Here is a 20,733-nt window from a genome sequence, read left to right on the forward strand (position 1 = left end):
ATTATTAAGATTTATTGACTTAAACAACATGAATATTGTTTAAATCAGTAGCTATAACCCAGTCAGGAACTAGGTTTTACCGCTCCCCACATCAAATAATCTCGCAACAAACCTTATTTGTTCATAGCCAGTAGGTTTGAGAAAATCAGAAGCGATTTAATAATCAAGCACTTATAGTTATTTGAGTTGTAAAGGGAGAAGACTGGATGAAATTGGCTTACTGGATGTATTCAGGCCCCGCCCACATTGGTACTTTGCGGATTGCTAGTTCCTTTAAAAACGTTCATGCAATCATGCACGCCCCTCTCGGTGATGACTACTTTAATGTCATGCGTTCCATGCTATCGCGGGAAAGGAACTTCACCCCAGTGACAACCAGTGTGGTTGATAGAAACGTTTTAGCCCGTGGTTCTCAAGAAAAGGTGGTGGATAACATCACCCGTAAAGACGCTGAAGAACACCCCGATTTAATTGTTTTAACCCCCACCTGCACCTCTAGCATTCTGCAAGAAGACTTACACAACTTTGTGGAAAGGGCGCAGTTGGAAGCGAAAGGGGACGTAATGCTGGCGGACGTGAACCACTACCGCTACAACGAATTACAAGCCGCAGACCGGACTCTACAACAAATCGTTCAATATTACATTGAGAAAGCCCGTAAGCGTGGGGAACTACCCACAGAAAAAACTGCTAAACCCTCAGTTAACATCTTTGGTATTTCTACCCTTGGTTTTCACAATAACCATGACTGTACCGAACTGAAACGGCTAATGGCTGATTTGGGAATTGAGGTAAATACTGTCATTCCTGAAGGTGCTTCGGTTCATGAGTTGAAGAATATGCCAAAAGCTTGGTTTAACTTAGTTCCTTATCGGGAACTTGGGTTAACTACAGCTAAATATCTAGAAGAAGAATTCGGGACTCCTTACGTAGATATTACGCCAATGGGTGTTGTGGAAACTGCAAGATGTATCCGCAAGATTCAGCAGGTGATTAATGCCCAAGGTGGTGAGGTTGATTATGAAAACTTCATTAATGAACAAACTCTCCATGTATCCCAAGCTGCTTGGTTTTCCCGTTCTATTGACTGTCAGAACTTGACTGGGAAGAAAGCAGTGGTTTTTGGTGATAATACCCATGCGGCGGCTTTAACTAAGATTTTAGCGCGGGAAATGGGGATTCATGTGGTTTGGGCTGGTACTTATTGCAAGTATGATGCTGACTGGTTTAGAGAACAGGTGAGCGAATATTGCGATGAGGTATTGATTACAGATGATCATGGAGAAATTGGGGATGCGATCGCACGCGTTGAACCTTCTGCTATATTTGGTACACAGATGGAACGCCACGTTGGTAAACGTTTGGATATTCCTTGCGGTGTGATTGCAGCACCTATTCACGTTCAGAATTTCCCCATTGGTTACAAACCATTTATGGGTTATGAAGGCACAAATCAAATCACTGATTTAATCTACAATTCCTTCACTTTGGGAATGGAAGATCACTTATTAGAAATCTTTGGTGGACACGATACAAAAGAAGTAATTACCAAAGGAATTTCCGCAGAATCTGGTTTGAATTGGACAAAAGATGGACAAGCAGAATTGAATAAAATTCCTGGTTTCGTGCGCGGTAAAGTGAAGCGAAATACCGAAAAGTTTGCCCGTGAGCGTGGGTTTAAAGATATCTCGGCTGAGGTTTTGTATGCAGCCAAGGAATCTGTAGGGGCATAGGTTTGGAGGTTAGTTAGCAAGTTAGCTAAATTTAATGGGGCATCCATTTAGGATGCCCTATTTTTATTTTGTTTATCTTTACATAGGGTTTGCTTAAAAAGTCTTTTCGTTAGGGCTAGGAGTCAGGAGTCAGGACAATACTGCTCGGTTAAGGAAATGTAGGTTGGGTTGAGCGACAGCGAAACCCAACATTATCAAGGATTTTGTTGGGTTTCGTGCCTCAACCCAACCTACCATATAATGACTTTTGAGCCTTAACCGACAAGTATTGGGAGTCAGGAGGAAGAAGGAAGTAAGAATAGTCTTGAATGGGGAAACGCATCTTATCATAATCTCAATAATGACCTAATAAGTGATAAGGTATTTAATTATTTAACTGCTAATGTTTGCAATTTTGTTAATACTGCTTGGGCATGACCTTTTGTTTTTACATTAGGCCAAGAGTAGGCTATAATTTTATCGGGTGAAATCAAAAAAGTTGAACGAGCTACACCCATATATTCTTTACCCATAAATTTTTTTAACCTCCAAGCACCATAGACTTCTATTAATTGATGTTCTGGGTCACTTAAAAGGGTAATTGATAATTGGTGTTTGTCTATAAATTTGCAATGTGCTTTAGATGAATCTGGACTGACACCGATGATTTTAGCTCCTAAAGTGGTAAATTCTGAAGCTAAATCAGTGAAGTCTTTGGCTTCTGTGGTGCATCCCGGAGTATCATCTTTAGGGTAAAAATAGAGAACTATCCACTCACTAAAGTCAGCTAGGGTAATTGGTTTTTCGTTTTGGTCTGGGGTGGTGAAGTCAGGTGCTGATTGTCCGGTTTGGGGAATGTCGGCCATGATAGGATTTAGTGCGATAGAAATGCTTTAGAATTATAACGGAAATTTATAAGAGATATCCAAGACGAAAGCTATACTAAAAACGGGTTAAAAGTGTCATTCTGTAGCTTGCTTCCCGTAGGGATACAGTATGACATAAGTCCAAATTTCACCCGTTGGCAGTATACGTATCACACTTAATGTCTATTTTAGGGTGCATCAGACGAATTTTGGAGTCTGACTCACTCTACAAAGCAAGCCAGTTACATAAGTATTGATATTAATGAAATGTCTACTGAAAAATTTGGATAATAATTTCTAGCAATGCGACTAAAAGACTGTAAGAAATCTTGCATCACGGTTTTTTTGAATAATCATTTATAGGAATTATATTTGATAATTGTGGGTGTAGCTTGCTCTTGGTTGCTATGTATTAAATTTTTACTTGGCTTTTGGAATTGTGCAGAATTCTTTTCAGAGAAGTTTCTTTGACTAGCATGGCAGCTTGGTTTATCTCTAACCACAAACGTTCTCTTTGGGCTGCTTCTGGCCAATCTTCTAAGACTTTATCTACTGGGAGCAAAAATAAATTTACTCGATAAGTATTACCACCTTTTTGATATTTATAAGCGCCCAATTTCTCGGTGTTCACTTGACCAAGAACTCCCGCTTCTTCCCAGGCTTCTTTTGCTGCTGAATCATGTGGACTCATTCCCTTGCAAACTCCTCCTTTGGGAATTACCCAACTTTGACGTTTACGTGTGGTGATCAATAAAACTTCAAGTTTTCCATCTTTTATACGATATGGAATAACTCCTGATTGTTGCAAAATTTTGGTGTTTTTTTGGGTCATTCGAGTCTCTTCCTAATAAATCAACCTCTATATCTTAGTTATTGCGATCGCAATTGGGTAATAGTCACCTCTGTAAATTGCACCATGATATCTCCGTTCGCCGCAGTCATCATTTTGACAAAACCTGTAAATCCTCCTCTCTCCCTGCACCCTGTTTCCCACTTACTGGCTATTTTGATGAGTTGTGAGTCTGTAGTAATTCGTTTTTTCTGTTATTTAAGGTTAATTAACAGCCATTTATGTGCTATGTTATACTCCCAGAAGCAAAAAAAGAAAAAATTATCAATTTCTGAATTTTTAGCTCCCAACTACTTGACAAGTAGAAAAAAAAAGGCAACAATGATGAAGTTGCGAAAAGCAAGGGACTGTAGTTCAATTGGTTAGAGCACCGCCCTGTCACGGCGGAAGTTGCGGGTTCGAGCCCCGTCAGTCCCGTTAAAAAGTGATAAGTTACATATAAGGGGCGTATTGTAATACGCCCCTAATTGTTTTGTTGTGTGAAAGAGAGAATTAACTGTGAGTGTTAGAGTTCGTATTGCTCCGAGTCCAACTGGAAATTTACATATTGGTACAGCCAGAACTGCTGTATTCAATTATTTATTCGCCCGTCACCACGGCGGGAAGTTTATTCTGAGAATTGAAGACACAGATTTAGAGCGATCGCGCCCCGAATACACTGATAATATTATGTCAGGGTTACGCTGGCTGGGATTGAACTGGGATGAAGGTCCGTTTTTTCAATCTCAACGCCTAGATATTTATAAAGAAGCAGTCGAAAAACTCCTAGAACAGGGATTAGCCTATCGTTGCTACACCACATCTGAAGAACTAGATGCACTGCGAGAAAGACAAAAAGCCAGAAACGAAGCTCCTCGCTACGATAACCGTCACCGCAACCTCACCCCAGAACAACGAGCAGCGTTTGAAGCCGAAGGACGTTCCGCTGTAATTCGATTCAAAATTGACGACGGACGGGAAATAGTCTGGAATGACTTAGTAAGGGGTCACATGAGTTGGCGTGGTAGTGATTTGGGTGGTGATATCGTCATTGCTCGTGCTGCTACTGAAGGTACTGGTCAACCACTGTATAACTTCGTCGTCGTTGTCGATGACATTGATATGCAAATTAGTCATGTTATTCGCGGAGAAGACCATATCGCCAATACAGCTAAACAACTGCTGTTATATGAAGCTTTAGGTGCAAAAATTCCTGAATTTGCCCATACACCACTAATTTTGAATCAAGAAGGGCGCAAACTTTCCAAGCGAGATGGAGTAACTTCTATTTCTGACTTTCAGAATATGGGTTTTACTGCTGAAGGTCTGGTTAATTATATGACCTTGCTTGGTTGGTCGGCTCCAGATTCAACCCAAGAAATTTTTACATTGGACACAGCTGCTAAAGAGTTTACCTTTGAGCGTGTTAATAAAGCCGGGGCTAAATTCGACTGGGACAAATTGGATTGGTTGAATAGTCAATATGTCCATATCATGGCAGTAGATAAACTCACCGATTTGCTCATACCTTTCTGGGAAGCTGCTGGGTATGAATTTACAGGTGGCAGAGAACGTCCTTGGTTAGAAGAACTAGTGACATTAATTAGGGAAAGTTTAACTCGCTTGGTGGATGCTGTAGCCATGAGCAAAATATTTTTTACCGAAGGGGTAGAATTTAGCGAAGAAGGTTCTGCTCAACTCCAGCAAGAAGGGGTAAAAGCGACACTGCAAGCTATCATGACAGCTTTGGAAAATGAGCCACAAATGTCAGCAGATACGGCGCAAAATATAATTAAGCAAGTGGTGAAAGAGCAAAAAGTCAAAAAAGGCTTAGTCATGCGATCGCTCAGAGCCGCCTTAACAGGAGATGTACATGGACCTGATCTCATCCAATCATGGCTATTACTAAATCAGATCGGTTTAGATAAACCTCGGTTAAATCAAGCAATTAATTAGGTAATGGGTAGTGGGTAATGGGTAATTGGTAATTGGTAACAATCATCTTCCCTTGCTCCCTGCTCCCTGCTCCCTGCCCCCTCATCTTTCTGGGAACTTGGTGTGTAAAATCTATGTCTTAAAAATTACTTAGAAATGAATGTAATGCAATGCCTAAAAAAGCGCTCAATATAAGAATCAAATTATCATTGATGATAGTTACACTCTGCATCATACCTGTTATTGATAATATTGCTAATGCTCAAGAAGCGCCACCAATTTTCGGAGATATCACCATCAAACCCAAATTTTCACCCGATCCTTTGAAAATGCGGGGGATGAGTGGTGGTTCAGTGAGAGCAAGCGAAGTAGGTGGGAAAGAAACCCCCACAGGCCCTTGTACTGGGTTTGTAGATCAAGCAGCAGATCATACACTGAAATTAATAAGTAAATTCGATTACCTAAAAGTGCAAATAGAAAGTCCAGCGGACACCACCATGATTATTAAAGGCCCTGGTGGTGTTTGGTGCAATGATGATTTTCATGGTAAAAATCCTGGAATTGTGGGTGAGTGGTTGAAAGGGACTTACCAAATTTGGGTCGGTTCCTACGAAAAAGGCAAATATTTACCCTACACTTTAAAAATTACAGAAGTTAAGTAGGTCAACGGATTTTAGATTTTGGCTTTTGGCTTTTGGATTTTTTCATCCACAAGAGACGGAGTTTTGTCCAGATATATAGCTTCTGGAGCAGGAGTCCCAAAAATCTAAAATCTGCTTTTTTGGAGTCTAAGCCTATAACTGTCAAAGGTTTCACGCATTTTGAGGACACGGAAAGGATAGTGAAAAAACTCACCGTGTCTCGACAATCCTGTATTTGTATTAAAATGAGAATTAAGTTAACTTTAATTAAGATTTTTGATAAGCGTGACGGATCTGCCATAAGCACTTAATAGCTTTTTGGTAATCCCCAAGCGGTGATCAGACATCCAATTAAACAAAATGGATTTATAAACATCCGTTACACAGCAGATTTACCAATCCCGGAAAAATGAAAGATCGAAGTTGACAACTTGATACTTTTGAAACTGGGTATTTGGTGAATAAAGCTAATTAGTCGTATTGGCATCTAGAGGTAAATTAAAAGATGAAATTCTCTTGGAAAGTCGTAGCACTCTGGTCAGTGCTTGCTTTGGTAATTGGCTTTTTCTTCTGGCAAGGGGCTTTTGCAAACGTTCCTGCGGACACAAGTAAAAATGCAGCTAATACTCGCATGACTTATGGTCGCTTTCTAGAATACTTAGATGCAGACCGCGTGACCAATGTGGATCTTTACGACGGTGGTAGAACAGCGATTATCGAAGCTAATGACCAAGATATCGAAAACCGTGTTCAACGTTGGCGGGTAGATTTACCTATTAATGCTCCTGAGTTAATCAGCAAACTCAAAGAACACAAAGTCAGTTTTGATGCTCATCCCATGCGTAATGATGGGGCAATTTGGGGATTGTTGGGTAATCTTGTGTTCCCAGTGTTATTGATTACTGGTTTATTCTTTTTGTTCCGTCGTTCCAACAATCTTCCTGGTGGCCCTGGACAAGCGATGAATTTCGGTAAGTCCCGCGCTCGTTTCCAAATGGAAGCGAAAACTGGGGTAAAATTCGATGATGTTGCTGGGATTGAGGAAGCGAAAGAAGAACTACAAGAAGTGGTTACTTTCCTCAAACAGCCAGAAAGATTCACCGCTGTTGGCGCTCGGATTCCCAAGGGTGTATTGTTAATTGGCCCTCCTGGTACTGGTAAGACTTTACTAGCAAAAGCGATCGCAGGTGAAGCTGGTGTTCCTTTCTTCTCAATCTCCGGTTCTGAGTTTGTAGAAATGTTTGTGGGTGTGGGTGCTTCCCGTGTCCGCGACTTATTCAAGAAAGCTAAAGACAACGCTCCTTGTATCATCTTTATTGATGAAATCGACGCAGTAGGTCGTCAACGGGGTGCAGGTATCGGTGGTGGTAACGATGAGAGAGAACAAACTCTCAACCAGCTATTAACCGAAATGGATGGTTTTGAAGGTAATACAGGCATTATTATTATTGCTGCTACCAACCGTCCTGATGTATTGGATTCTGCGCTATTACGTCCCGGTCGTTTTGACAGACAAGTAACTGTAGACGCACCTGATATTAAAGGCCGTTTAGAAGTTTTAGAAGTTCACGCACGCAACAAGAAATTAGATCCTAGTGTATCTTTGGAAGCGATCGCTCGTCGTACTCCTGGATTCACCGGTGCAGATTTAGCTAACCTCCTTAACGAAGCCGCAATTCTCACCGCGAGAAGACGCAAAGAAGGCATTACCATCTTAGAAATTGATGATGCCGTAGATAGGGTAGTTGCGGGTATGGAAGGTACTCCTTTGGTAGACAGCAAGAGCAAACGCTTGATTGCTTACCATGAAATCGGACACGCTTTAGTGGGTACTTTATTAAAAGACCATGATCCAGTACAGAAAGTTACCCTGATTCCTAGAGGACAAGCACAGGGTTTAACCTGGTTTATGCCTAACGAAGAACAAGGTTTAATTACCCGTTCTCAACTCAAAGCCAGAATTACTGGTGCTTTGGGTGGACGTGCTGCTGAAGAAGTCATCTTTGGCCCAGCAGAAGTGACCACTGGTGCAGGTGGAGACTTACAGCAGTTGTCAGGAATGGCAAGACAAATGGTAACAAGGTTTGGGATGTCTGATTTAGGACCCCTTTCATTAGAAAGCCAACAGGGAGAAGTATTCCTAGGTCGTGACTGGACAACACGTTCAGAGTATTCTGATTCTATTGCTGCTCGGATTGATGCTCAAGTCAGAGCGATCGCAGAAGAGTGTTACGATAACGCTAAGAAAATTATCCGTGAACATCGCAGTGTCACAGATCGTTTGGTAGATTTGTTGATTGAAAAAGAAACCATTGACGGTGAAGAGTTCCGTCAGATTGTCGCTGAGTACACAGTTGTACCTGATAAGTCACAGTTTGTACCACAAATCTAAGTTTTTTAGTTAGATTTGAAATTGATGGGGATGGTAAAAGCCGTCCCTATTTTTTTATTTATAGGTTTAAGTGTAAATCGCTTCCTTGAATGCTAAAGTTTATAATGAATGAGTTTAATTGTTTCCTATGCAAGTTGATTTAAGTGGACGAATTAGAAACACTCACTTACCTGATTCAAAACCTTTACTACCTCTGTTTGAAGCGGTAGTTAATTCTATTCATGCTATTGAGGATGCTAAAATTAATAATGGATTTATTAAAATATTTATTGAAAGAGGCGATTTTCAACCAGGGTTGATAGCTGAAAGTGGTTATGCGCCAATAGAAGGTTTTACAATTATAGATAATGGCATAGGTTTTGATGAGAGAAACTACCGCTCATTTCTTACCGCTGATTCGACTTTGAAGTTATCAAGAGGCTCAAAAGGTATAGGCAGGTTTTTATGGCTAAAAGCTTTTAACAGAATTACAGTTAGTAGTATTTATAAAAACGCAGATGAGTATTTTAAGCGCGAATTTATTTTCAGTACAGAAAAAGGAGTTGAAGAACCTTTTAATATAAATTTGAATACATCAAATATTGAATGCGAGACAACCGTAAAATTAATAGACTTTCAAAACCCTTATAGAACAAAGTGTCCCCTAGAAGCTAATGATATTGCCAGAAAAATTCTTGATCATTGTATTTCATATTTTTTACTAGATACAGTCCCTTCAATAGAAGTAATTGATGGAGGACACTCAATCAATATTAATAATTATTTTACCAATAATCTACAGCCTAATTCTGAAGAACATGAATTTGAATTATCTGGACATAAATTTTATCTTAAAAGCTTGAAGTTTTATGGTAGTGAAAACTCGGAACATAAACTATGTTACTGTGCAAATAACAGGGAAGTAAAATCTGAAACCCTTGATAAATATATAGTTGATTTATCTAAGAGTAGAAAAATTAGAGATGGAGATAATAAACCATTTACATATTTAGCATATATTTATGGTTCATATTTTGATAATCGTGTAAATTCAGAAAGGGTCAATTTTAATATACCTGACTATCCTGATGATTTTCCAATAGAAGAATTACGTGATATTTCTTTAATGGAAATAAGAAATGCTTCTGTGTGCATAATCAAGGAAGAATTATTTCCATTTTTACAAACTATTAGAGAGAATAAAGAAGAAGAGATTAGAAAGTTTATTTTTAATGATGCTCCTGAATATCGTCCCCTGTTAAAATATGCGACTGAAAGTTTAGAACAAATTCCTCCAGGACTAGCACCAGCTAAACTCGATATTGAACTGCATAAACTTCAATCACAGTTTGAAATTCAACTAAAAGAGCAAGGAAAAGAAATACTTAACTCTATTGTTGATGATTTTGATAAATCCCCTGAATACACTCAAAGGCTATATCGGTTAGTTGAGCAATATAGTGATGTTAGTAAAACTAAACTAGCACAATATGTTATTCAAAAAAAACTTATCTTAGAACTTTTTGAAAAGAACTTAAAACAAGATGACAGTGGCAATTATAAATTAGAACGACATATACATGAAATAGTTTTCCCTCTAAGAAAAACATCAGAAGATGTTGCATTTGAAAGACAAAATCTCTGGATTATAGATGAAAAATTAACATATCACCAATTTCTAGCTTCAGATCAGCCTTTAAATAGTATTGATCAGCACTTAGTAATAGATAGTAACGAAAGGCCAGATTTGCTGATATTGAATAACCCAATTGCTTTTGTTGAGGGTGAAAGTCAACCTTATTCATCAGTTGTTATAATCGAATTCAAGCGTCCTATGCGTGGAGCTTACACAGATAACGATAATCCAATAGCACAAGTATATAACTATATTAGAAAAATTAAATCTGGCACTTTTACTGACAAAGAAGGTAGGTTAGTTAATTTAACGGATAATACTCCTTTTTACGCTTATATCATTTGTGATATAACTCCTAAAATTAAAGAATTTGCTGAAAATGCTACCTATTATCGAACACCAGATTTACAAGGTTACTTTGGTTATAATGTTCAGCTTAATACTTACGGAGAAATACTATCTTTTGACAAACTGATTAGCGATGCTAAAAAGCGGAATAATGTTTTATTTAAGAAATTAAATTTATAAAATTTACAATATTTCCGTCAGATTAATATGGCTCTTCAGTAGATATTATGGTGTTTTATGCTATCGTCAAACGAAAATTATATATTAATTTACTGCTAATTATGACTGATTTTAATAACTATATTCAAGACTTACAGGAAAATATTAAACATGGTGGAGAACGCAGTCATTATCCTAGTCTTAAAAGTCTGATTGAAGGTTTAATGATTGGTATTAATGCCAGAATTGAAGAAAAAGGCAACCAAGAAGGTATTCCTGATTTTACTATCAGAAAAAATGACCGAGTTTTGGGATATATAGAAGCTAAGGATATTAATGTTGATTTAAATAAAACAGAAAAAACTGAACAACTCAAACGTTATTTAGAATCAAATATTGGTTATAACTTAATTTTAACTAATTATCTAGAATTTAGTTGGTATGTAGATGGAGAATGTGAAAAGAAGGCTAAATTAGCTGATTTTAAAAAAGCTGAAATTATTCTAGTTGATGATTTACAACCAATTACAGAATTACTGCAATTATTTCTTGATCAAAAAGCCAAAGATATTAATAACTATTATGATTTGGCTAAAGAAATGGCAGCTTATACCAAAACTATTAGAAACGCGATTTTTGCAACCTTAAATATAGAAACAAACACCGAAGAATTAAATCAATTAAAAGAAACATTTAAACAAATATTGATTCTGGATATAGATAATGAGCGTTTTGCCGATATGTATGCTCAAACTATTGCTTATGGTTTATTTACTGCTAGAATTGGTCATGCACAAAATCCTGGGCAATTTGCATTTAACCGCACAACAGCAAGTATTTATATTAGTGATAGAATCCCATTTTTAAAAGGTTTATTTGATATAGTTATTGCTACTGATAGCGTTAGTAAAATTCATAAGTCAATTGAAAATTTAGTAGAATTATTAAATACAGTTGACATGACCAATATTTTAGAAACATTCGGCAGAGAAACCCGCACAGAAGATCCAGTTATTCACTTTTATGAAACATTTTTAGCTGCTTATCAATCTTCATTAAGAAAAAGTAGAGGAGTTTATTATACTCCTGAACCTGTAGTTAATTTTATTGTGCGTGCTGTTAATGATATTTTAGTGAATGAAGAAATTTTTGATTTACAACATGGTTTAGGAAATCGCAAAGTAACTATTCTTGATCCTGCAACAGGTACAGGAACATTTTTATATGCAGTTATCAAGCAAATTCGGGATAATGTCGCTAAATATGGAATTGATAAATGGAATACTTTTTTAAGAGATGCAAAACTTGTCAATCGTCTTTTTGGGTTTGAGTTATTAATGACTCCTTATACGATAGCGCATTTAAAATTAGGTTTATTATTAGGAGATTTAGGTTATAAGTTTCAACCAGAAGAAAGGTTAAAAGTTTATTTAACTAATACATTAGAAGCAGGAATAAAACAAAGTGATTTAATTACTGGTATTACTCAAATTATTGCTGAAGAATCTAGTCAAGCGGGAAAAGTGAAAACAGAAGTTCCGGTAATGGTGGTATTAGGAAATCCTCCTTATTCTGTTAGTTCCCAAAATGCCAGTAAACGCAAAAGAATTTTAAATCAAGATGAAAGATATTTAGCTGATGTTGAATATACTGGTTCAGTTTGGAATAGAGTTTATAAAACAGGGAAAGCAGGTAAAACGATTACTGAGTTAACCCATATTGGGGAACTTTTAGAATTATATAAAGGTAGAGTTAGATTAGAAAAAGAAAAGAATATTCAACCTTTAGATGATGATTATATTAAATTTATTCGTTTTGCTCAATATCAAATTCAAAAAACACCTAAAGGTTATGGTGTTATTGGGTTTATTACTAATCATTCCTATCTCAATGGTTTAATTCATCGAGGAATGAGAGAGGAGTTATTAAAGTATTTTGATACTTTATATATTATGGATTTACATGGTAATTCCTTATTGAAAGAAACTACACCAGAGGGAAATGTTGATCAAAATGTTTTTGATATTCAACAAGGTGTATCTATTTTAATTGCTGTGCGGGAAAAAAGCGAACCTGATTATTTTTCTAATGCTTATAAATCCAGAGATGGAATTAAGGAAATGGCTAAGGTCTTATATTATGATCTGTGGGGAAGTCGTGAAGATAAATATAAGTTTTTAGAATATGCAAGTTTGAATAATGTTGATTGGATAGAGTTAGAACCAACTGAACCTAATTACTTTTTTACAGCTATAAATTATTCTCTAGATATAGAGAAAGAATATAAAAATTACTGGAATATTCAGGATATATTTTTAGTATATTCCAATGTTATAGAAACTGGTAAAGATGACGTTTTAATTGCTTTTGATAAACATAAAATTAAAGATTTTGTCAAAGAATTATCTAATCCTGAAATTCTTGATCAAGATATAGCTGACATTTATAAAATCGCAGATTCTTCTAACTGGAATTTTTTTAAATCTCGATTATTGATTATCAAAGATGGTATACAAAATGATTTAATTCAACCGATATATTATAGACCATTTGATACAAGATTCACATATTTTCATAGTATTCTTAGAAGAATGCAAGAAAAGGTTTTAACAAATTTAACTCAAAATAACCTGGGACTATTAGCAATGAGACAAGTAGCTTCAGGAGATAATCAATATACACATTTCATGGTTTGTAATCAAATAGTTGATAATCGTAGTTTTTTTAGTAATAGAGGTAGACCAAGTGTTTTCCCTCTGTACATTTACCCGAATACAGAAAATAAACAAATAAATCTTTTTGTAGAAAAAACTCCTAACTTATCTCCGAAATTCTTAGAAGCTATCAAAGAAAAACTTGGTAAAATACCAACTCCAGAACAAATATTTTACTACGCTTATGCTATTTTTCATAGTCCCACCTATCGCACTAGATACGCAGAATTTCTAAAAATAGATTTTCCTCGTCTTCCCTTAACCAGCAATCAAAAACTGTTTAACTCATTAGCTATAAAAGGAGAAGAATTAGTTAATTTACATTTAATGAAATCTGATACACTCAATTCCTTAACTACAACATACCAAGCAATAGGAGATAATCAAGTTAGCGAAGTTACTTATAATTCAGAATTGCAAAGAGTTTATATAAATAAACAGAGTTATTTTACAGATATTCTCTCGCATATATGGGAATTTAAAATTGGTGGATATCAAGTATTAGACAAATGGTTAAAAGATAGAAAAAATGCCAATCGTATATTATCTGAAGATGAAATTATCCACTATCAAAAAATTGTTTTTGCTTTAACAAAAACCTTGCGGTTAATGCAGGAAATTGATACTTTAATTCCTAGTTTTCCGATTGAGTAAATATTCATGATAAAATTGTAGGTTCGGTTAAGCGATATAGCGGTTATCGGTCGGATGCAATACAATAAATTGGTGTCTGACTAAACTTAGTGTCATTGTCACCTCTGCTTTAATTTGTTCTTTGAAAAAATAAAAATGCGAAATTAGAGATTTTGTATTGTATCTAAATATAGCAAACCTCCAAAAATACTATGAATAGCAAAAGCAAATTATTCACTATTGCTGCTATCACCCTCACAACTTCTATCTTCACAGTAGGAATGGTGACTGCACAGACAAAATTAACCAGTCAATCAAAAGTAACTATTAATGGTATTGGTGCGGTAAAAGCAGGAATGAATCTTCCTGATGCTGCTGCTGCTGCTGGTGTTCGTTTATATGTTTCCGCTTCTCCCAATGATGGATGTTACTATATTCATGGAGAAGGAGAACTTAAAAATATATCGTTTATGGTGACAAAAGATGATGTTAAAAGTCGTCAGAAATATGTCACTAGTGATGTTATTGCTAGGGTTGATATAGATGATCCCAGAGTAACTACAGTTTCAGGGGCAAAAATTGGTGATACAGAAGCACGAATTAAAGCGCTTTATCCTGGACAAATTCAAGTTACAGGTCATGCTTATAACCCAAATGGACATTATTTAACTTTAATACCCAAAGATAAAGCTGACCAAAATTATAGGGTTATTTTTGAAACTGATGGTCAGCGTGTCACTAGATATAGGTCAGGTAAAATGCCGGAAGTAGGTTATGTAGAAGGATGTAGTTAAGTACCCAAATCCTCAACTTCTTTTTGTATCGGCTCAATAAATTTGAAGATTCACCTTAGAAGTCGGGGATTTATATTATCTTTCTACATCCTCAATTTCTTTAGGTACTCCCGCAGTTAATACCTCATTTCCATCTGCGGTGACTAAGACATCATCTTCAATGCGAATCCCAATACCTAACCAGCGAGGGTCAATTTCTGGTTGATCTTCTGCGGGTTTGGTGTCGGGAACTATATAAAGTCCTGGTTCTATTGTTAAAACTTGTCCTGGTTGTAAAAGTTGGGGGTTTTCTCCATGTTGATAGACTCCCACATCATGGACATCTAAGCCTAACCAATGACTGGTGCGGTGCATATAAAATGGTTTATATTTTTCTTCTTCGATTAATTTGTCAATTTCACCTTTGAGTAAACCTAGTTCGACTAAACCTTCTGTGAGGACGCGCACGGCTGTGTTATGTGGTGCAGAGAAAGCATTTCCTGGTTGTACTTGTGCGATCGCTTGTTTTTGTGATTCTAGGACAATTTCATATAATGCTTTTTGTTCTGCGGTGAATTTCCCCCCCACTGGAAATGTCCGCGTAATATCAGAGTTGTAGTAGTTATAGGCGCAACCTGCATCAATTAGCAGCAGTTCGTTTTCTTGCATTTGGCAATTATTTTCAATGTAATGCAGCACGCAAGCATTCTTCCCAGCCGCCACAATGGAAGGATAAGCTGGCCCCATTCCACCCCGCAACCGGAAAATACGTTCCATCTCTGCTTGGATTTCGTATTCATAACGTCCAGGTGCAGTAATTTCTAAGGCGTGGTTGTGCGCTTCTACAGCAATATCTGCCGCTTTTCGCATCATGTCTAATTCTGTTTCACTTTTATGCAATCTCATGCTATGCAAGACAGTAATGGTATCTTGAATAGCAATTGGCCCTGTCCCGCGTTTGGGATAAGTCCGCAGCAGATTTTGATAATGTTTGAGAATTTTGTCATTGAAATTGCGATCGCGTCCTAGATGATAATAAATGCGATCGCTCTTTTCTAAATATTGGGGTAACTTCTCATCTAACTCTGCAATTGGAAAAGCTGCATCTGCACCATAAAATTCCTTCGCTGCATCTACCCCACAGCGATAACCACTCCAAACTTCCTTTTCTCTATCCTTGGGTTGAACAAACAACACAAACCGATGTTCTGGGTGATGGGGTGCTAACACCGCTACAGCTTGAGCCTCATTAAACCCAGTCAAGTAAAAGAAATCACTATCTTGACGATAATTATACTCAACATCATTGTGCATCACCGCCGTTGGCGCACTCCTAAAAATGGCTGTACCAGCACCTATTTTCGCCATTAACTGCTCACGACGTTGCCGATATTCTGTTTGCATAGCTAATTTACTGTTGAATTTATAGTATTGTTTTTTACTTTAGTAACTAGAAGTATTTCTATTAATATAGCGGTATGCACTTGAATGAAATACATCATAGCCCCCTCATCGCTTGCGGGGAGGGGGTTGGGGGTGGGGTTCTTGTATCTCACTCAACCGAGAACCGCTATAGTTACTAATCTCAGTTATTTTAGCCAATTTTTACTTTATCTCATTTTTTAGTGTCACTCACAAATATAGTAGACATCTGGTGGAAAAGAATGTAGAGACGTTCCATGGAACGTCTCTACAACGGTTCTAGGAAACGCACATTTGATTTTTGGAGATGTCTAGTCATCATCTTTGATTTGTTTTTAACTCCTTGAGAACTGCGATCAACATGATTGTCAAAAAACCAGGATTTTATGATTAAACAATGACATTAATAAACAATATAAAAAATCTATTTTGATTATTAAGATATTATTTTTGTTTTTAATAAAAGCAATTTATAAACAGTAGAGATATATCTTTAAATAATGACATTTGCTAAAAAGAATCAGCCAAATGTTTATTGTTTACAGAATCTTTATTGTAAACAAATTAAAACTTTATATTAATTACCCATAAAAACACACCATGTTTCAAGCAGCAACTCGCTCAGGATTATATTCAAAAGAACTAGCAGTATCAGGATTACAATCTCTCGAAAAATCACAAGCTTTGACAACATCTCTTGATACGCAACTTCCTAATAGTTCCGCACCTCAATCACAAGAAGATTCAATATTTCCTTTCCCACTTGATTCATTACCCTCAATTCCAGTAGGTAGCACCAATCCCAACCCTAATCCTTACCTAACTAGCGCCGCAATTGTTCCTGATTTCAACGGTGATGGCAAAACAGATAAACTGTGGGTGAATGTGCAAACAGGTGAAATTTTAGTTCGCCTGATGGATGGTACAAGAGTGATAGAACAGGCTTCTTTAGGTCAATATGACTTAACAACCTGGAGTTATGAAACTGCTGATTTTAACAGCGATAATAAGACCGACTTCTTGTTACGCAACCAACAAACAGGTGAGAATGTCGTTGTGCTAATGGATGGCGCAAGAGTGTCTAGTTTCCTGAACTTAGATAGAGTAGATCCAGGTTGGTCTGCGAACATTGGGGATTTCAATGGCGATCGCAAAACCGATATCTTCTGGCATAATACTCAAACCGGTGAGAACGCCATTTGGCAAATGGATGGAACCACAGTAGTTAGTGCCACCGTTCTCGAAACCACAGATGTAGCCTTAACTGCAACCATTGTCGATTTCGACGGTAACGGCAAGAGTGACATCTTCTGGCGCAACAACACCACCGGTGATAATATCGCTTGGTTCATGGATGGTAGCCAAGCCACCCCATATAACTTACAATCACAGGATGCATCCTGGACAACTAGCCTGGGCGATTTTAACGGCGACTTCAAGACAGATATCTTATGGCGCAACTCCCAAACAGGTGAAAACAAAATTTGGACAATGAATGGTATTTTCGTTACCGAAGGCGTTGTCAACACACTTGGCGCTGATTGGACATCCAGCATTGGTGATTTCAACGGCGATGGCAAAACCGATATCTTCTGGCACAATGCCACAACTGGTGCAAACACAGCTTGGTTGATGAATGGCACACAAGTAAGTTCTGAAGCTTTCTTACCCAGCAATAGCATAGGTTTAACATCATCCCTTGGCGATTTCAACGGCGATGGCAAAACCGACATCTACTGGCGTGATCAACAAACAAGTGCAGACACCATCTGGACAATGAATGGTACTCTAGCAACTGAAGCTCCTGTCACTGAAGCAGATAAACTGACTCCAGAGTGGTATACAGCTTAAATTGGTAATAGGTGATAGGTAATTGGTAATTGGTTTCTTCCCATTACCAACCTATACACAAAATTGTCTACGGTGTACACACATCCTGACTCAGAGAGAGTTTTCAGCCCTAAAAACCGAATTTAACTGTAAATCCAGTCCCCCTCCTCGCTTGCGGGGAGGGGCTAGGGGTGGAATGTTATGACACAAAAGAGAATTTCCCGACTTGTGTGTACACCGTAGCCTCGCTTGCGGGAAGGGGTTAGAAGTTTCCTAAAGGTACAGGCTGTAGAGGCAATTTATGAATTGCCTTAATTTAAATATATATACGTAGTTGCGTAGCCTAATATTCATCAAAAAAATATATTGATTTATGTTTTATTTATTTCCTGTAAACCCAAAATATTTTCACTTATAAAGATAATTAATGCCCAGCCTGATTAGGTTTGGGTATTTTATTTTGGCTCGGACTAACTGATTGATGTAACCGTAAAATCCGAGAAATTACGGTTTTATCTATAGGTAAAATCCATTACTATCTTAGTTGTGCTTAAGCTTATCTGTATTAAGATTCGTAGGGGTTTAGCAATGCTAAATCCTAGTCTCAATACAACAGGAAACTACATTCTGTTATCAGGTGTAAAAATAATAAATATGTTGAACAACTATTCACTCAATCAAGTCTCTACCATTGTCTTCATTGATTCCTCAATTTCCGACTATGAAACCCTACAGACAGGAGTTGTTGACGGAGTAGAAACTGTTATTCTTTCCCCAAATAGAGATGGAATTGTAGAAATTACTGAATTTTTACAATCTCATCCCCAAATTACCGCTATTCACATCGTTTCTCACGGTTCTCCGGGATGTTTGTATTTAGGAAATAGTCAACTGAATTTAGACAACATCAGTAAATATGCTGCTTTATTACAGCGTTGGCAAAGTCAGAGTATTTTACTCTATGGTTGTAAAGTCGCTGCGGGGGATGCTGGGGAAGAATTTATTAGCACGTTACACAAAATTACCAACGCAACCATTAGCGCGTCAGCAACAAAAACGGGAAATGCAGCTTTGGGGGGAAATTGGGAGTTAGAAGTTAATATCCCTGAAAATCATAGAAATTCTCTGGTTTTTCGTGGGTACACTTTAGCTACTTATCAGGGAGTATTTGCACCCACATTAGTCGGAAAATGGGATAAAAAAATTGAGAACTTATGAAAATCGCCTACCATATAGTTCGGCGATTTTCTAGTAAATGCGTAGGTTGAGTTAAACAACAGTGAAACCCAACATCTACAAAATTTTCAAGCGTTGGGTTGAGAAACAAAACCTTAAATCTCTGCTCGATTTAGCTAAAACTTATAACTCAAAATCTGAATTTCAGTATTTTCCGCTAAAGTCTTAGAGTTAATAGCCACAGTATCACCATTACTCCGGCGCACATTGACACCAGGCATCAAAGCCAAAAAATCATCTACTGGTGTAATATCGCAACTAGCGGCATCTGCTGCTTGGGTGCGGTAATGGGTAGGAATTACCAATTTTGGATTTAAGACCGCAACTGCCTGTTTTGCTTCTTCAGCATTATAAGCTTTAGCGCTTCCTCCCACAGGAACTAATGCCACATCGGGACGACCTGTAAGGATTTTTTGCTCAATGGAAATAGGTGCAGCTGCGCCCCCTAAATGTAAAATATTAATTCCCTCTTGGTTCCACTTCCAAGCGGTATTTTTACCAAATTGTCTGCCACCTTTGCGGTCATGATCTATAGAAATTCCCTGGAATTTAAGACCTTTAAATTCATAAACTCCTGGTTCATAAATCAGCTTGGGATTTCCTGGTAGTCCCTCTACTGCACCTTCATCTAACAGTTGACTGCTAATTAAGACCAAATCAGCTGCAACTTTGGGGAGTCGATAACCAGCTGTACAGCCGACAGTCCGAAAGGGATTAACGAGAATTTTCACACCCCCACCAGTGAACAGAAAGCAAGTATGACCCAACCACTGAACTGATACACCACTAGATTGGGCTGTAGCTGGAAGATTGGAACCTAAATTAGTCACTAATGCTGTCACCAAACCTGCCCCAGCATAGCCCATCAACTCTCGTCGTTTCATTTAATCACACTCTCGTCTGTATTTGTTCCAGGAAATTCCGCAGTAACTGCTTACCCGAAGAAGTCAGTACACTCTCTGGATGAAACTGGACTCCCTGAATGTGAGGATAGTTCCGGTGTTGTACTCCCATAATTGTGCCATCTTCCACCCAAGCGGTGATTTCTAAGACTTCGGGGCAAGTTTCGCGGTCAATCACCAAACTATGATATCTGGTGGCGGTAATGGGATTTTCTAATCCTTGAAAAACCCCAACTCCAGTATGAGATACTTGGGAGGTTTTGCCATGCATCAATTCTGGTGCAGAAACGATTTTACCACCGAATACCTGACCAATACTTTGATGTCCTAAACAAACACCCAAAATAGGAATACTATATCCTAGTTGTGCGATCGCATCTACAGAAATTCCTGCATCTTCTGGACGACCTGGCCCAGGAGAAATTACGATCGCATCGGGCTTTAAATCCCTAATTTCATCTACAGTTATTTTATCGTTGCGAAAAACTTTCAATTCAGCCGCTACTGGGAAATCTCTGGCTAGTTCCCCCAAATACTGCACCAAATTGTATGTAAAGCTATCGTAATTATCAATGACTATAATCACAATTTTTACCTAATTCCCTATGAACTACCCTATCTTACTTCGTTGTAGCTTACTTCTGCGAAGCAATAGATGGGGTTTCTACATCCAGCCCTCTAAATATTGACAAATAGGACACAATGTGAGTTTTCTAAGAAGGTAAG

14 protein-coding genes and 1 tRNA gene are annotated in these 20,733 nt (G+C 37.6%); 10 read left to right on the forward strand and 5 right to left on the reverse strand.

Features of this window, described 5'->3' with window-relative positions; translation table 11 throughout:
* The first annotated feature begins 206 nt into the window (after nt 1-206).
* The gene (gene bchB / locus VB713_RS16970; protein WP_323312693.1) at nt 207-1,733 is read left to right on the forward strand and encodes a ferredoxin:protochlorophyllide reductase (ATP-dependent) subunit B; all 1,527 of its coding nucleotides are present in this window, start codon (nt 207-209) and stop codon (nt 1,731-1,733) included.
* Nucleotides 1,734-2,101: 368 nt separating this feature from the next.
* Here the strand turns inward: bchB and bcp are convergent, their stop codons facing one another.
* Nucleotides 2,102-2,578, reverse strand: a complete 477-nt coding sequence (gene bcp, locus VB713_RS16975; protein WP_323312694.1) for a thioredoxin-dependent thiol peroxidase — start codon at nt 2,576-2,578, stop codon at nt 2,102-2,104.
* A gap of 412 nt (nt 2,579-2,990) precedes the next feature.
* Complete coding sequence (locus VB713_RS16980; protein ID WP_323312695.1) at nt 2,991-3,410, reverse strand: NUDIX hydrolase; 420 nt, start codon at nt 3,408-3,410, stop codon at nt 2,991-2,993.
* A 361-nt stretch (nt 3,411-3,771) separates the two neighbouring features.
* On the opposite strand from VB713_RS16980, the gene VB713_RS16985 reads away from it, so the two are divergent.
* From VB713_RS16985 to VB713_RS17015, 7 genes are all read left to right on the forward strand, one after another.
* Nucleotides 3,772-3,845, forward strand: a tRNA-Asp gene (locus tag VB713_RS16985).
* Nucleotides 3,846-3,926: 81 nt separating this feature from the next.
* Nucleotides 3,927-5,363 carry a glutamate--tRNA ligase gene (gltX, locus tag VB713_RS16990; RefSeq protein ID WP_323312696.1) on the forward strand — a complete coding sequence of 479 codons (1,437 nt, stop codon included), beginning with the start codon at nt 3,927-3,929 and terminating at the stop codon, nt 5,361-5,363.
* 149 nt (nt 5,364-5,512) lie between these two features.
* On the forward strand, nt 5,513-6,004 hold the full coding sequence (locus VB713_RS16995; protein ID WP_323312697.1) for a hypothetical protein: 492 nt from the start codon (nt 5,513-5,515) through the stop codon (nt 6,002-6,004).
* Between the two features lie 484 nt (nt 6,005-6,488).
* Entirely contained in the window at nt 6,489-8,375 is a 1,887-nt protein-coding gene (gene ftsH2, locus VB713_RS17000) for an ATP-dependent zinc metalloprotease FtsH2 (protein ID WP_323312698.1), read from the forward strand.
* A 127-nt stretch (nt 8,376-8,502) separates the two neighbouring features.
* On the forward strand, nt 8,503-10,518 hold the full coding sequence (locus VB713_RS17005; protein ID WP_323312699.1) for a hypothetical protein: 2,016 nt from the start codon (nt 8,503-8,505) through the stop codon (nt 10,516-10,518).
* A gap of 47 nt (nt 10,519-10,565) precedes the next feature.
* Nucleotides 10,566-13,865, forward strand: a complete 3,300-nt coding sequence (locus VB713_RS17010) for a type ISP restriction/modification enzyme (protein ID WP_323312700.1) — start codon at nt 10,566-10,568, stop codon at nt 13,863-13,865.
* A gap of 191 nt (nt 13,866-14,056) precedes the next feature.
* Nucleotides 14,057-14,638, forward strand: a complete 582-nt coding sequence (locus VB713_RS17015) for a hypothetical protein (protein ID WP_323312701.1) — start codon at nt 14,057-14,059, stop codon at nt 14,636-14,638.
* Nucleotides 14,639-14,713: 75 nt separating this feature from the next.
* Here the strand turns inward: VB713_RS17015 and VB713_RS17020 are convergent, their stop codons facing one another.
* Entirely contained in the window at nt 14,714-16,021 is a 1,308-nt protein-coding gene (locus tag VB713_RS17020) for an aminopeptidase P N-terminal domain-containing protein (protein WP_323312702.1), read from the reverse strand.
* A gap of 618 nt (nt 16,022-16,639) precedes the next feature.
* Here VB713_RS17020 and VB713_RS17025 point away from each other — a divergent pair.
* Together VB713_RS17025 and VB713_RS17030 are read left to right on the forward strand one after the other, a co-directional pair.
* Entirely contained in the window at nt 16,640-17,890 is a 1,251-nt protein-coding gene (locus VB713_RS17025; protein ID WP_323312703.1) for a VCBS repeat-containing protein, read from the forward strand.
* A gap of 633 nt (nt 17,891-18,523) precedes the next feature.
* A complete protein-coding gene (locus VB713_RS17030; RefSeq protein ID WP_323312704.1) occupies nt 18,524-19,087 on the forward strand; it encodes a DUF4347 domain-containing protein in 564 nt (187 codons plus the stop codon).
* Nucleotides 19,088-19,221: 134 nt separating this feature from the next.
* Here VB713_RS17030 and VB713_RS17035 read toward each other — a convergent pair whose 3' ends face one another.
* Both VB713_RS17035 and VB713_RS17040 read right to left on the reverse strand, forming a co-directional pair.
* Nucleotides 19,222-19,989 carry an MBL fold metallo-hydrolase gene (locus VB713_RS17035; protein ID WP_323312705.1) on the reverse strand — a complete coding sequence of 256 codons (768 nt, stop codon included), beginning with the start codon at nt 19,987-19,989 and terminating at the stop codon, nt 19,222-19,224.
* A 4-nt stretch (nt 19,990-19,993) separates the two neighbouring features.
* On the reverse strand, nt 19,994-20,593 hold the full coding sequence (locus VB713_RS17040) for an aminodeoxychorismate/anthranilate synthase component II (RefSeq protein WP_323312706.1): 600 nt from the start codon (nt 20,591-20,593) through the stop codon (nt 19,994-19,996).
* Nucleotides 20,594-20,733: the final 140 nt, after the last annotated feature.

It is taken from the genome of Anabaena cylindrica UHCC 0172 (assembly GCF_034931625.1).
Lineage (GTDB): Bacteria > Cyanobacteriota > Cyanobacteriia > Cyanobacteriales > Nostocaceae > Anabaena > Anabaena cylindrica_A.